Origin of the sequence: Actinomycetospora sp. CA-053990 (assembly GCF_050948445.1) — a bacterium.
Classification (GTDB): Bacteria; Actinomycetota; Actinomycetes; order Mycobacteriales; family Pseudonocardiaceae; genus Actinomycetospora; species Actinomycetospora callitridis.
The window spans coordinates 2,871,319-2,885,405 of record NZ_CP192043.1; the positions used below are offsets into that span (position 1 = coordinate 2,871,319).

The 14,087-nt window shown below is 71.7% G+C and carries 11 protein-coding genes; 3 read left to right on the forward strand and 8 right to left on the reverse strand.

Annotated elements, in window-relative coordinates:
- Positions 1-309: 309 nt before the first annotated feature.
- The 5 genes from ACQPYN_RS14785 to ACQPYN_RS14805 form a co-directional block, all read right to left on the reverse strand.
- Complete coding sequence (locus tag ACQPYN_RS14785) at positions 310-1,650, reverse strand: DUF1996 domain-containing protein (RefSeq protein ID WP_433038101.1); 1,341 nt, start codon at positions 1,648-1,650, stop codon at positions 310-312.
- Positions 1,651-2,209: 559 nt separating this feature from the next.
- Positions 2,210-4,069: a chloride channel protein gene (locus ACQPYN_RS14790; RefSeq protein WP_433038103.1), complete on the reverse strand. Its 1,860-nt coding sequence runs from the start codon at positions 4,067-4,069 to the stop codon at positions 2,210-2,212.
- Positions 4,066-4,683, reverse strand: a complete 618-nt coding sequence (locus tag ACQPYN_RS14795; RefSeq protein ID WP_433038105.1) for a TetR/AcrR family transcriptional regulator — start codon at positions 4,681-4,683, stop codon at positions 4,066-4,068. Before ACQPYN_RS14795 ends, ACQPYN_RS14790 begins: the two co-directional genes overlap by 4 nt.
- Positions 4,684-4,687: 4 nt before the next feature.
- A complete protein-coding gene (locus ACQPYN_RS14800) occupies positions 4,688-5,878 on the reverse strand; it encodes an FAD-binding domain (protein ID WP_433038107.1) in 1,191 nt (396 codons plus the stop codon).
- A gap of 188 nt (positions 5,879-6,066) precedes the next feature.
- Positions 6,067-8,025: a galactose oxidase-like domain-containing protein gene (locus tag ACQPYN_RS14805; RefSeq protein WP_433038109.1), complete on the reverse strand. Its 1,959-nt coding sequence runs from the start codon at positions 8,023-8,025 to the stop codon at positions 6,067-6,069.
- A gap of 269 nt (positions 8,026-8,294) precedes the next feature.
- Between ACQPYN_RS14805 and ACQPYN_RS14810 the strand changes: the two genes are divergently transcribed.
- Both ACQPYN_RS14810 and ACQPYN_RS14815 read left to right on the forward strand, forming a co-directional pair.
- Positions 8,295-8,804 (forward strand): nitroreductase family deazaflavin-dependent oxidoreductase, encoded by a 510-nt coding sequence (locus ACQPYN_RS14810; RefSeq protein ID WP_433038111.1) that lies wholly within the window; start codon positions 8,295-8,297, stop codon positions 8,802-8,804.
- 34 nt (positions 8,805-8,838) lie between these two features.
- Positions 8,839-10,623, forward strand: coding sequence for a BCCT family transporter (locus ACQPYN_RS14815; protein WP_433038113.1), 1,785 nt, complete (start codon positions 8,839-8,841; stop codon positions 10,621-10,623).
- 294 nt (positions 10,624-10,917) lie between these two features.
- Here ACQPYN_RS14815 and ACQPYN_RS14820 read toward each other — a convergent pair whose 3' ends face one another.
- Complete coding sequence (locus ACQPYN_RS14820) at positions 10,918-11,391, reverse strand: MarR family winged helix-turn-helix transcriptional regulator (RefSeq protein WP_433038115.1); 474 nt, start codon at positions 11,389-11,391, stop codon at positions 10,918-10,920.
- 65 nt (positions 11,392-11,456) lie between these two features.
- Here ACQPYN_RS14820 and ACQPYN_RS14825 point away from each other — a divergent pair, with 65 nt between their 5' ends.
- A complete protein-coding gene (locus tag ACQPYN_RS14825; RefSeq protein WP_433038117.1) occupies positions 11,457-11,666 on the forward strand; it encodes a hypothetical protein in 210 nt (69 codons plus the stop codon).
- 381 nt (positions 11,667-12,047) lie between these two features.
- Here the strand turns inward: ACQPYN_RS14825 and ACQPYN_RS14830 are convergent, their stop codons facing one another.
- Together ACQPYN_RS14830 and ACQPYN_RS14835 are read right to left on the reverse strand one after the other, a co-directional pair.
- Entirely contained in the window at positions 12,048-12,905 is an 858-nt protein-coding gene (locus ACQPYN_RS14830) for a YhjD/YihY/BrkB family envelope integrity protein (protein ID WP_433038119.1), read from the reverse strand.
- Positions 12,906-12,932: 27 nt separating this feature from the next.
- Positions 12,933-14,024 carry a penicillin-binding transpeptidase domain-containing protein gene (locus ACQPYN_RS14835; protein WP_433038121.1) on the reverse strand — a complete coding sequence of 364 codons (1,092 nt, stop codon included), beginning with the start codon at positions 14,022-14,024 and terminating at the stop codon, positions 12,933-12,935.
- Positions 14,025-14,087 lie beyond the last annotated feature (63 nt).

The following is a 14,087-nucleotide window of genomic DNA, read 5'->3' on the forward strand; positions in this document are numbered from 1 at the left end:
AGGATCGAGAGCGATCGGGCCGCAGACGCGAAATGAAGTGTTGGATCGATCTATCCCGGAAGGGCTAGGTCAGCCGGGCTTGGTGGACCCCGTGCCAGGGCGGTCGACGGTCGTGTCTGAGCCATCGAGACCGCGCTCGGCGCCCCGCTCCGGTCATTCCCTCCGCTCGTGACGTCGGCGTCACTTCGTGGTGCGCCAAGCGAACTCCGCGATCGACGACCGCCTATGAGGCGACGCCCCCTGCTCGGTCTGAACGTCCACGGGCCGCCCAACCATGGAGTTGGGCGGCCCCGTGAACGTCGAATGAGGTCAGCAGGCCTGTCTGGAGTTGATGCAACTGACGGCGCGGTCCATCAGCCGGGAGGGCATCAGGTTGATCGAGCTGGCGTGGTCGGTCACCGGGTTGTGCTGCTGGTCCGGGAAGGAGTCCAGGGCGAACGCCCGACCGTCGGGCCGGTCGTAGGTCAGCGTCATCCGCAGGGCCGGGATCGGCACCGTGCCACGGTCACAGGTGCCGTCCTCCTCGGGGAACCCCACGTGTGAGCGGTGGTCGTCGGAGTCGGTGTTCTCGCCGTCCCAGCAGCTCGGGAAGTCGAGGATGCGCACGAGGCTGCTGCCCTGGGGGCAGAGCGGGTACCGGGTGGTCGTCCGGTCCTCGAACCCGGTGCAGGTCCACTTCGCGTTGGCGTTCTCCTGGCCGTTGGTGCCCGCCTTGGCGTCTCCGGTGGCCAGGCGCAGTCCCTGGGGTGCGGCGACGACGTCGTCGGTGGGGTTGCCGTGGAAGGTGAGGTCGACCGACGCGGCCGGGAGGACCGAGCCGAAGTTGCCGTCCAGCCCGCCGCCGTCGTCGAAGGCGTCGGGCCCGGTGCTGTTGAGGTCGCGGATCACCGGCCAGTAGTAGGTCGACCGGTCGCCGTTGGTGCAGGTCGTGCTCGCCGAGCGCAGTTCCTCGTCCGAGGACGCGAAGGTCGTGGCGGTGGTGCCGACGTAGTCGTGGACGTGCTGAGCGGCGTTGCGCTTGCCGGGCCCCAGGACGATGTTGTCGCTGTTGCGGTGGGAGCCGTCGGCGTTCGTGCCGCAGTCGACGCGGAAGGTGCCGGCTGCGGAGAAGCGTCCGCCGTCGCCCTCGGAACCGGGATCGACCTGCCGGATGTCGACGAAGTCGGAGGCGTCGGGCGGCGCGGCCTGGTCCCGGCCCTTGAACTGCTCCTCGGCCCGGCCCTCGTCCCCGTCGTCGTTCCCGTCGTTCCCGTCGTTCTTCCGGTCCTCGTTCTGGTCGCCGTTGTGGTCGCCGCTCTGGTCCTGGTCGCTCCGGTCCTGGTCGCCCCGGTTGCGGTCGTCCCTCCGGTCGTTGCCGGAACCCCCCTCCCGGTCGCCCCGGTCGCCCCGGTCGCCCCGGTCGCCCCGGTCGCCGGAGTCGGAGTCGGAGTCGGAGTCGTCGCGGTCGCGGTCGCGGTCGCTGGAGTCGTGGTCCGTGCGCTGGTTCTCCGAGCTCTGTTCGTCGGATCCGTCGGATGCCTGGTCGTCGTTTCCGCTCGTGCCGAGTGACTCGGTGAGCCTGCTGACGAGGCCGGAGCCGTCGGTGGAGTCCGACCCGGTGTGGGCGGACGCCGAGCCGGCGGCCACGACGACGCCGCCGGCCACGAGCACGGCGGCAGCAGCGGCGACGATGCGAACGGGTCTGGTGGTGCGATGTCTTCCGCGTCGGGGCACGGGAACCTCCTGGCCGCCACGGCGCGGAACGGCAGACGTGCTGAGGGAGCCCGTCCCGCGCTCGAGGGTGTGGTTGTCCTGGTCATCTCGTCGGAGTCGGGCGACGGGTTCGGGGGAGAACGACGACGCTCGGCGAGCCGATGGCGAGGAACCGTAGGAAGAACACCCGCAGGTGGCATCGAGCCTGAGAAGAAATGGTGGGAGCGGGCGCTCGCGGGTCCGTCGAGCGCGACCGACGGCATTTTCCTGCTGCGAATAGTCGAATCAGCGTGAACGCGGGATCGCGCCCCTCTCAGACGGGCGTCCGGCGATTGTCAGGAACCCGCAAGCTTCTCTGCTCGCTATGGACCGTGGGGCCGGGATACGGACGCTTTCGGTGCGGGCATGTCGCTCTCCCGAGCTCTGTCAGGTCCGCTCGACGAGTCGTGCCCGGGGTTCGCGGCGGCGTGCCGGGTCCGCACCGACTCAACCCGCCGCCGTCGCTCCCGCGAGCCCGCTACGGGGTGGGGGTGGGTGGGTCGCCGGTGGTGCTGGTGTCGCCGGACTCGTCGACCGGCGGCGGAGGGGTGAGGTCGGCGATCAGACGGTCGAGGTCTCGTCGTGGACCCAGGAGGAGCGTGGTCCCCTCCGGCCCGCTCAGTCGCACGAAGCCCCGGGGAGGTTCCCAGCCGGGCGGAGCAGGTTCGGCCAGCTCGACGACGCAGCGCGGATGCTGCTCGTCGTCCCCCTCGCCGTCGTCCGCGGGCGCGTCGTGATGGTGGAGCAGATCGGGGATGCCCACGACGGCGTGCAGGCGTGACCCGTCGGGGTCGAGCACGGGGAGCGTCGCGGACCCCGATCGCTGCAACGTGTCCACGGCGGCACCGAGACCTCCGTGGTGCTCGAGCACGGGGGACCAGCGCACGACGCCGCGCTCCCGGCCGACGCCGTCGAGGCCCGTCGGGGGTGCAGCCGCGTCGGGGAGCACGTCGCCGACGGTGCGGCGGGCCCACCGAGGGGTACCGGGTGGCGCCAGTCGGATCCCCCGTCTGGCCAGCTTCTCGGTGTAGATCGTCTCGGTCTGCAGCTGGCGGCTGACTGCGGTCGCGGCGGCGACACCGATCATCAGCGGGAGGACGAGAGCCCACTCGCCGGTGATCTCCGCGACGATCACCACGGCGGTGATCGGGGCGCGGGTCGCCCCGGCGAGCACGGCGGCCATCCCGACGAGGGCGACGCTGCCGGTCGAGGTGCCCGGGCTCAGGAGACCGAGTCCGTCGGCGAGCAGGGAGCCGGCCATCGCTCCGAGGAACAGCGACGGCGCGAACACGCCACCGGAGCCGCCGATGGCGAGGGTCAGGCTCGTCGCGACGAGCTTGCCGATCAACAGGATCGCCAGGAACCCTGCCGCGTAGCCACCGTTGACGGCCTGCTCGAGGACCGGGTAGCCGACCCCGTACATCTGGGGCAGGGCGAACAGCACGGCGCCCAGCGCGATCCCGCCGACGGCGGGCCGCAGCCACTCCGGTCCACGCCAGAGCCGGTCGACGAGGTCCTCGGCGCCATAGAGGGTTCGCGTGAACACGACCCCGACGAGACCTCCGACGATGCCGACGGCCGCAAACGCCAGCAGTTCCCACGCGGAGCCCACGCTGAACGGTGGCAGCGACAGGAACGTCTGCGCGCCCTCGAACCCGCGGGCCACCGTGTTCGCCAGCACCGAGGCCAGCGCGATCACCACGAAGGACACCACGGAGAAGTCGAGCAGGATGATCTCGAGGGCGAAGAAGACGCCGGCGACCGGCGCGTTGAACGTCGCCGAGATTCCTCCGGCCGCTCCGCAGGCGACCAGGAGACGGAGCCGGCTGTCGGACAGGCGCCACCACTGGCCGATGCTCGAGCCCAGGGCCGACCCGATCTGCACGATCGGGCCCTCCCGGCCCACCGAGCCCCCGGAGCCGATGCACAGGGCGGACGCCAGCGACTTGACCACCGCGACGCGCGGGCGGATCCGTCCGCCCCCCTCGGCGACCGCGAGCATCACCTCGGGCACGCCGTGACCACGGGCCTCGCGGGCGAAGCGGTAGACCAGCGGCCCGTAGAGCAGCCCACCCACCACCGGCACGGCCAGGAGGAACCACCGGCCAGCCCCCGGCCACCACGGCAGTGGCGCTCCCGGGACAGCGGTGTAGTCCTGCTGCCCGGTGAAGAGCCGTGTGAAGCCGAAGATCAACTCTCGGAAGACGATGGCGCCGGCCCCGGCCCCCAGTCCCACGACCACCACCGCGACGACGAGCACCGCGGGGTCGCGCCACCGGGCCCATCGCGGAGCAACTCCGTCGCCGGTTCCCCGATCGAGCCCACGCAGCCTACTCATGGTTCCAGGGCTCCGCGGATCATGGTGACGAAGGTGTGGATCAGCCGCTGCCGGGTGTCGGGATCGGGTTGCTCGGCCACGAGCCATGTGTCCATGGCCTGGCCCATGCCGACGACGACCGCGACCAGCAGACCGGAGGGTAGGTCGGCGCGGATCGCGCCGAGGTCCTGTCCGGCCGCGAGCGTCCGTTCGATCCAGGGCAGCGCCACCCGTTCCATCTCCTGCTGCGCGGTGCTGAGGGCCGGGTTGCCCGACGCCGCGAGCCAGCCCCGCGTCAGCGCTCCGAGCTGCGGGGAGGCGGAGAAGGCTGCCATCACCTCGACGTAGTAGCCCTCCAACCCGGACCAGAAGTCGTCGGGACCGCCATGGACGGGAGCGTGAAAAGGACCCAGACCGGCGAAGAGACGCTCGAACTCCAGGCGCGTGACGTACGTGTAGAGGTCCTCCTTGCCGTCGAAGTAGTAGTACAAGGAGCCCTTGGACACCCCGGCTGCCTCGATGACCCGATTCAGGGATCCGTCATGGAAGCCGTGGGTGGCGAACTCGTCGACGGCGGCACGCACGATCGCCTGCTGCTGCTGGTGTGCGAGGTTGAAGAACCTCGGGCGGACCATGCGCTCAGGGCGACGGCTGGAACGTGGCCGAGGCGGGGAGCTCGACGGCATCCCGGAAGCTCTTGCCCATGACCCGGTCGGTCACCCATGGCAGTCCCATCAGCTTCATCCCGGTGTTCCGGACCAGAAGTTGGAACCGGCTCTTCGGTGCGAACGCCAGGCCCAGCCCCCGCGCGGCGTCCTGCTTGGCACGGAGCAGCGGCGCCAGCCGAGCGCCGTAGCGGCCGAACGCCTGGACGTGGTCGCCGGTCGAGCCGGCCAACTCGGCCGCGAGCACGTACGCCTCGACCATCGCCAACGCCGAGCCCTGCCCGGCCAGCAACGACGGGCACGCCGCCGCGTCGCCGACGAGCCCGATCCGGCCACGGGACCACGTCGGCATGCGGACTTGGCTCACACGGTCGAAATAGAACGTTCTGGCATCCGACATCACCTCCAGCATCTCGGAGGTCTCCCACCCACGTCGCGAGAGCCGATCCCGGAGCAGCCTCTGCTGCTGGGCGAGGGTGTCCGCACGAACGTCCCGCTCGTGCCGGAGGGTGATGAGGAACATCGTGACGTCGTCCGGCAACGACAGCCGGACGACCTGGAATCCGAGGCCCGCGTACATCATGGCGACCCGTTCGTCGCGCGGGCGATACCCGGTCACGTCGAAAGCGGCGACCACGATCCCGAGGTATCTCTCGAACTGCTGCTGGGGACCGAAGGCCAGCCGGCGCACCCGGGAGTGCAGCCCGTCCGCGCCGACCACAAGATCGAACTCCCGCTGGAGCCCGCTCTCGAAGGTCGCGTGCACGCGGTTCCCGTCGTCCTCGACCGCACTGACCGTGTCGCCGAGGATGGTCTCGGCCCGTCCGTCGAGGGCTTCGTAGATGACCTCGGCGAGATCGGACCGGCGGATGCTGACATAGCGGTCGTCCGAGCCCATGACCGCGGACGGTGTGAACGACGCGATGCGCTGCCCGCTCGATCCGACGGCACGAGCCTCGGCGAAGCGATGTCCCCGACGCCGGAGCTCCGGGACGATGTCCATCCTCTCGGCGACGTCGAAGCCGGCACCCCAGAAGTCGACGAGATGGCCGCCGCGCCGCAGTTCGGGAGCGCGCTCGACGAGCGTGGGTTCGTGCCCGGCGCGCAACAACCAGTAGGCCAGCGTCGGTCCCGCGATCCCCGCGCCCACGACGAGCACCTTCATGATCAGGCCCTCCGCGCATCCTGACCGGTGGTTCGACCACCAGTCTAATTCGACGCACGCGTTTCAGGAAGAGCGGCCGTCCGTCCGCCACTGGGGGACTTCGGCCGCACATGCGGTCGGGCCCTCGCGGCCTGCACCGGCTGCTGGACCGGCTGCCAGGCGTGCGATCTGTTGAGAGCGGTCGGTGGTCATTCCGCCGGGTCGGCGCTGGCCCCTCCGACCCGGAGGATGCGCCCGGTGGAGGGGACGCCGCGGTCGTCGACGAGGAAGAGCTGGTAGAAGCCGGTCGGGACGGTTTGGATCGAGGCCGGGATGTCGAGCGCGAGCCTCGGGCCGGTGCGGCGTAGGTCGAGTGCGACGGAGCGTTGGTCGACGCTGTTGACGTGGGTCGAGCTCGCGAGCCGGACCAGTCGGGCGCGGTCGATGCGCTCGGGGTCGGGGGTGGTGACGGTGAGGGTGTCGCCGCGCTCGGCGGAGCCCGGGGCCTCGCCGATCTCGGGCCGTGGCCCCTGGAACAGGTAGGGCGGCGAGTAGATCTCGACGCGTTGCTCGAAGGTGCCCGGCACGGTGTTGTTCTCGTCGTCGAACAGCGGGTCCGAGCCGGCCGTGAGCACGCGCCCGTCGGGGAGCAGGAGCCCCTCGGTGTGGTAGTTCCGCCCCACCTCGGGGTCGGCGGCCACGGTGAGCGTCCCGCCGTCGGGTCCGGGGTGATAGATACGTGCGAGCAGGTGGTCGGAGGCGCCCTTGCCGCGGTAGTCGCCGGAGCCGTTGCTGATGAGCAGGGAGTCGTCGGGCAGGGTCACGAGGTTCGGGTAGCGGGTGGGCACGGGCAGCTCCGGGCCCGGGATGAAGCGCGGCGAGGGGTCGTCGAGGTCGACGAGGTCGATGCGGGCGGTGGCGCGGGGGCTCTCACCGATGCCGCCGCCGCCCACGACCGCCATCCGCTGCTCCTGCACGGGCCCGACCCAGGCCGCACCGGAAGTCTCGAGCAGGTCCGGGTCGCGCAGGCCCGGTACCGGCTCGAAGGCGTTGTCGTCGAGGTCCCACAGCCCGGGGACCCGGCCCTGGTCGGCGGGCCCGTAGCCGGCGGTGGTGCCGGTGTAGAACATCCGGTCGGGCGCACCGGTGGTGAACAGGCCGGGATAGGTCGGGAAGTAGTGCGTGAGGTCCTTGCGCTCGGTCCAGGTGTTCGTGGCCGGGTCGAAGATCTCGGTCTGACCGTTGAGGACCTCGCCGACGCCGTCGAGGCCGGAGGTGGCCATCACACGTCCGTCGACCATCGGGGTGAGGGTCGGATACCAGCGGGCGAACGCCATGTCGCCGACCCGCGACCAGGTCTCGGTGACCGGGTCGAACGTGAAGGCCTTGTCCGTGCCCTGGTAGTCCTGCTTGTCCAGCGTCATCGGGGCGCCGAGGCCGTAGAGGTTGCGGCTCTGCTCGGGAGGCAGGCCCGCGATGGCGTACTGCTCCCGGTCGGGATTCTGTGCCGCGGGTCCGGGCACCACGGCCTCCACGAACACGGTGACCTCGCTCGCGGTCACGGTCGCCCCCGCGCCGGTGGTCGACTTGGCCGCCGGCGGCACGAGGGCGTCGCGCGCACTGCGATACCGCTGCCCGGCGGGGGAGACGAACTCGGTGCCGGCGGGCACGGAGCGGGCGACGTCCGGGTTCTCGTTCTTGACCCGCATCGCGCCGGCGGCGTGGGTGACCGCGCCGGAGAGCTTCTCGTAGCGGGCGGTGCCCCCGGCCACGAGCAGCCGGCCGTCGGGGAGCAGGGTCTGGCCGCCGCAGAACATGTCGTCGGGGACCGGGATCATGCGCGTCGAGCCGTCGCGGGGGTCGTAGAGCAGGCTCTTGAGCGCCTTGGTGGCGAACAGGTCCTCCTTGTTCCCCGAGCCCGCGATCAGCAGCACCTTGCCGCTCGGGAGCAGGGCGCCGTGGATGGCGTTGACCCGGTCCGCGGGAGGAACGTCGACGACGTCCCACCGTCCGTGCCGCTGCATGTACGGCAGGCTGTTGACCAGCCGGTCGTGGCGCCACTGCGCGACGTAGGAGAAGGCGGGCGGCAGGTTCACCCCCAGCAGCACGGCCGCGGCGAGCACACCGAGCAGGATCGACGGGCCACGGCGTCGAGCGGAGCCCGGCACGCCTAGGACCTCCCCACGACCTCGCCGGGGCGATCGGTGGCGCGGTGGTCGTCCATCTCGGTTCTCTCCTCGTGACGGGTGGCAACGGAGGGGACGGTGCGCCGGCCGCCCCCTCGCCGGCCGCGCACCGTCCCCTGGTGTCAACGAATCCGACCCCTGTGCCGTAAGTGCTCACCGCCTTGCGATCGCCTGACGACACCCGGAGACCGATGGCGAGGCGGACGATCCGGGGGTGCACTCGTTCCCGGACAGCGAGCGAGGAGGAGTGCATGCCGACTGCCGGCCTGGCACATCGAGGGCTGTCCCGCGCCCTCGTCCGGGCGCCGATCCTCGCCTACCGCTGCGGCCTCGGGGCGCTTCTCGGACGTCGCTTCGTCTTGCTGACCCATGTCGGGCGCACGACCGGACGTCCGCGACAGGTGGTGCTCGAGGTCGTCGGACGGGGTGAGGCCCCGGGCTCCTACCTGGTGGCGTCGGGCTACGGCGCGAGGGCGCAGTGGTTCCGCAACGTCCTCGCCCATCCCGAGGTCAGCTACCAGGTCGGGCGGCGTCGCCGTGACGGGTGGGCCGACCCACTGCCGTCCGCGGAGTCCGGTCGCCGCCTCGCCGACTACGCCCGACGTCACCCCCGGACGGCGGCCGCGCTGATGGCGATGGTGGGCCACGACATCGACGGCTCGCCCGAAGCCTACGAGCGCCTCGGCGCCGACGCCGAGCACGGCGTCCCCCTCGTCCTGCTCAGCCCCTCACCGGCGCCGCCCGGCGCCGGCGACCCGTGACCGGCTTCCCGCGGCCGGAGGAGGGATCCATTCCTTGATCCGCTATTTCCGCGAGCACACCAGCCCGCCGGTGTTCATCTCCTCGGCGCTGATCGCGCTCGCCCTCGTGCTCTGGGGAGTCCTGTCGGCGTCCTCGCTGTCGACGGCGGCGAGTGCGGTGAACTCGTTCATCGTCACGAACTTCGGCTGGCTCTACATCTTCAGTGCCAGCGGGTTCCTGATCTTCGTCATTGTGCTGATGGCGTCGCGCTACGGCCGCATCCGGCTCGGTCCGGCGGACTCGAAGCCCGAGTACGGGACCATGTCGTGGTTCGCGATGCTGTTCACCGCGGGCATGGGCATCGGTCTCGTGTACTACGCGGTGAGCGAGCCGGTCAGCTACTTCCAGGAGCCTCCCGTGGGTGCCGGGGGGACACCCGAGGCCGCGCAGAACGCGATGTTCCTGACCTTCTTCCACTGGGGCCTGCACCCGTGGGCGATCTACATCGCGCTCGGTCTGGCGTTGGGCTACTTCGCGTTCCGCAAGGGCCTCCCGCTGCGTCCGGCGTCCGCGCTGTACCCACTGCTGGGTGAGCGCATCAATCGCTGGCCTGGCTTCCTGGTCGACGTCCTCGCGGTGTTCGGCACCCTGTTCGGCCTGGCCACCTCGCTGGGCCTCGGGGCCCAGCAGGTCGGCGCCGGCCTGGAGACCCTGTTCGGCATCTCGAACAGCACGCCGCTGCAGATCACGCTGATCCTGGGCATCACCGCGATCGCGGTCGCGTCGGTGATGCTCGGGATCGACAAGGGCATCCGGAACCTGTCGCTGATCAACCTGTGGCTCGCGTTCGCGCTGATGGTGTTCGTCTTCGCCTTCGGGCCCACCCGCGACCTGCTCAACACGACCGTCAGCAACGTCGGCAACTACCTCCAGAACCTGCCGGCGCAGAGCTTCCAGACCTACCCCGGCGACCCGGCCGCCCAGGAGTGGCAGGCGAGCTGGACGCTCTTCTACTGGGGCTGGTGGATTTCCTGGTCGCCGTTCGTCGGCATGTTCCTGGCCCGGATCTCCTACGGGCGCACGATCCGCTCGTTCATCGCCGGTGCGCTGTTCGCCCCGGTCGGCGCCTCGATGGTGTGGCTGACCATCTTCGGGGAGAGCGCGCTGAACCTGCTGGAGCAGAACCCCGCCAACCCCCTGGCCGAGGCGTCGACCGACACCGGCATGTTCGTGCTGCTGCAACAGCTCCCGGTCGGGGCCATCGCCTCGGTGCTCGCCTCCGCGGTCGCGATCATCGTCGTGGTGCTCTTCTTCGCCACGTCGTCGGACTCCGGGTCGCTCGTGGTCGACATCCTCACCAACGGCGGCGACCCGAACCCACGCTGGCAGCAGCGCCTGTTCTGGGCGGTGATGGAGGGCGTCATCGCAGCGGTCCTGCTCGCGGCGGGCGCCGCGAGCGGGGCGGACGCCCTCAGCGCCCTGCAGACCGCCTCGATCCTCGCCGGCCTGCCTTTCTGCCTCGTGCTCATCGCCATGTGCGTCGGCTTCCTCAAGGCGCTGTCGACCGAGCGGTTCGTCGTCCGGATGCGGACCGAGGCCTCCCCGATGCCCGGCCTGCGGGCGGCGGCGCGGCCCGCGGGGTCCGTGCTCACCGCGACGGGCAACGGCAGGCACGCCCAGGAGGACGGCGCGGACCTCGAGGAGCCGGCCGAGGGATCGGGACTCGCCGACGCCGACGAGGAGCTCGACCCCTCGCTCGGCGAGACCACCGTCGCCGAGCTCTCCCAGGTGCCGGTGTCGGTCGGGGGCCGGTCGACCACGGTGAACCGCACCGAGTAGCCGCACGACACGACCAGTCGAGGAGGAGTGATGAGCCAGGAGAACGAACGGGCGGCTCAGCGCGCCCACCGCAACGTCGGGCTGCCCGACGAGGAGTACGACGACGAGGGACGTCCGGCTGCCGCCCGTGCGCGTGACGCGGACCCGCCACCGGGAGCGCGGAGCCGGAGCGGTCGGACGAGCCGGAGGACGGCTGAGCCTCGCCGTGGCTCGGCGACGTCGGGTCCGGTGCCTGGGGCGACGGTCCGTTCGAGCGTGCTGAGCGCTCGATCAACGGATCACGACGGTGGTCGCTCAGGTCGGCCGGCGTCGGTGACGTGCTGCCAGAGCCCGGATGAACGTCGTGATCGCCTCTTGCTCTGAGGCGCTGTGGTCTTGGGCGAGCTCTTCGACGTCTGCAGCACGTTCGTCCAGCTCCTGGAGCACCCGCCGGTGCGACGCCTCGGACACGGCAAGGACTCGCCGTCGACGGTCCCGTTCGTGAGGGTGACGGGTCACGTGGCCGGCTTCCACCAGGCGGTCGACCAATGCTGTCGCCGAGCCCGAGGACATCCCCAGCAGGCGGCCCAGTTCCGTGGGACCGAGTTCATGAGGACGCAGCAGAACGTGCTTGACGGCCAGGTAGTCCCCGGGAGTGACCCCGAGGACGGCGCTCATGGCGACGTCGGCCTCGGCGATCGCGACAGCAAGGTCGTGCACGGCCCAGGCGAGCAGGTCGGCCCGCGGACCCGCGGGCGTGGTCGGGCGCTTCGCCGGTTGCCGGGGCACGGCGCGCATCCTACGGTCGCTTGAAAGTAGAGTCACTCGATATTCAAGCGACAGGGGGCGTGCCGATGCGGGAGAACAGAGGGTTGCTCCGGGCCACGACCACGCTGGTGCTGGCGACGGCGCAGCCGTTGTCGACCCGGGCGGCGCGGTGGACGGGTATTGCCGTGAAGGCGCTACGACGCCGACAGGCCCCGGTCGCGACCGCCGCCGTCCTCGGCGGCGTCACCCTCGCCACCAGCAGCGCCGTCGGGCGGACCGTCACCGCACGACGGTGAGGGGGGTGGCTCGTCATCGCTCCCGCCGTGCCGGCGACCGCGGGTGCTCACGAGCACCGGCCGTCGGGTGAGGAGCCGTGCCGCGCCGTCGGACCCGCCGGCCGCCGGCGGGAGGAGATCCCGTCGACGTCACGGCTCCGGGCGCGTCCGCCGGCGGGAGGGGTGTCGGGGGGAGGGCACGTCCATCCACCGTCGGGCGGCTCGCCGAGGAGATCGCGCAGATTGCCGAGCAGCAGGCTCATCGCCGGAGGTCCTCGTCGTCGGGGAAGTCGTTCCGACCGACATCACCACGGACGAGGTGAACCTCGCCGCAGAGATCCCTTGCGGTGGGCTGACGACGGAGGAAGGGATCGGGGTGCGGGTCGTGCGCTCGGGGGCGTGTCAGTCGGGGACACGTCGCCGCCCGCGTTCCGCGTCGCCGGGCTCGGACAGCTCCCGGACGATCTCGGCGGCGACGTAGAGCGAGAGCGTGAGCAGGTAGAGCCATACCAGCAGGATCAGACCGCCTCCCAGGGCACCGAGGCCTGCGGTGAGCCGCCCGACGACCGAGACGTAGAGCGGGAAGAGGGCGCTGGCGGCGAGCCAGCCCCCGACGGCGACGATCGCGCCGACCGCCGTGACGCGCCAGGTCCGCCGCCCCGGCCGCATCCCGGTCCGCAGCACCAGCACCGCCCACCCGAGGAGGGCGACGACGACGGCCGGCCACCGCAGGAAACGCCACAGCAGGTGCCCGGCGGGGAGGTCGAGCACCAGCAGCGGGTCCTGCACGGCCGCCGCCGTGACGGTCGCGCCGCCCAGCAGGAGCAGCACGGCGAGTCCCACCGCGGCGCGCCACGAGCGGGGCGCACGCCCGGCGATCGTGGCCAGCGCGTACAGCACCGAGCGGAGAGCCCGGACCAGCAGGACCAGCGCCGCGAGGGAGCCGACGGTGAGGAGCCCGGTGGTGCTGGTGGTCAACAGCGTCGCCGCAGCGTCGGCGGCGGCACTGCCGCGGGTGGTGAGCACCGCCCGCAGCAGACGGGTCATCCCGTCCGCCGCGGCCGCATCGGCTCCCGCCCCGAGCGCCGGCCCGCCCGTGCGCAGGATCGCGACGACGGTCAGCAGCGCGGGGAAGACCGCCAGCGCGGTGAAGAACGCCGACTCGCCCGCGAGTGCCGGGACCCGATGTGTCGACGCGGAGGCGAGGACGCGTCGGAAGCGTCCGCGTGGCGGCCGTCCGGGTCGGCGGAGGAACCTCACATCCGTGTCTCCCTCGGGGTGGGTGGATCAATCCTCCTCGCCGTCGGGTGGGCGGTGCGTGTCGGCCCCGGCGTCCGTGGTGCTGCGGTGCAGCGGCGCCATGAGGTCGAACCACGTCCCGGCCGGAACGGACCCGCCGGTGAGGTCCCCGTCGGAGCAGGTCCGGACCGGATCGACACAAACGGGCGTCGGGGCCCCGGTCGAGAAGGTCATGACCGCCCCGGCGTAGCGGTCGGTGGCGCCGACGTAGGCCGCCGACGTCGACCGCTGGGTGGTCCCCGTCTTGCCGATCATCGGGCGGTCCCAGTCCGCGTCCTCGGCGGCCCCGGACGCAGTCCCGTCGACGCTGCCGTCCGACAACGCCGTTCGCAGGTCGCCGGCCACCCCGGCGGACACCGCACGCTCGCATGGAGGGAGCGGAGGGGTGACGTCGCGACCGTGGCGGTCGGTCACGCGGGTGACGACCGTGGTGGGGCACCACATGCCGCCGGCGGCGATGGTGGCGGCGACGTTCGCGAGGTCCAGCGGGCTCGTGGGATCGGGTCCGAGGGTGAACGAGGCCTGCTCGGTCTCGCGCACGCGCTCGGCCAGCGGTCGCCCGTCGGGACCGGGAGCAGCGAGTGTCGTCCGTAGCCCGAGACGGCGTGCCACGTCGACGACCGGGTCGACCGAGCCGAGGCGGTCAGTGAGGGCGACGAAGGGGGTGTTGGGTGATTCGGCGAGCGCTCGGCGCAGCGTGAGCTCGTCGTCGTGGGAGCCGAGGTTCTCGACGGTGTAGTCGTCGCCGGCGTCGTCGAAGACGCGGGAGGTGTAGCGCTCGGGGACGTCGAGCTCGGTGTCGGGCTCCACCAGGCCCCGCTCCAGGGCGGCGGCCACGGTGAAGATCTTGTAGACCGATCCGGCGCCGCGCAGGGGAGCGGTGGTGAGCGGCAGCGCCGTCTCGCCGGCCGCGGCGTCGTTGCCGTAGGTGCGGTTCGCGGCCAGGGCGAGCACCGGGCGCCGGTCGGTCTCCGGCGCCACGACCGCCGCGACGGCGGCGACCTCCCGGTCGGGATCGATCGCGTCGAGCGCTGCCTCGCGCGCCTCCGCGGCGACGCGGGGATCGAGCGTCGTGCGCACCGTGTACCCGCCGGTGGCGAGCCTGGAGGGGTCGAGTCCGGACGCGGCGAGGCGCTCGACGAC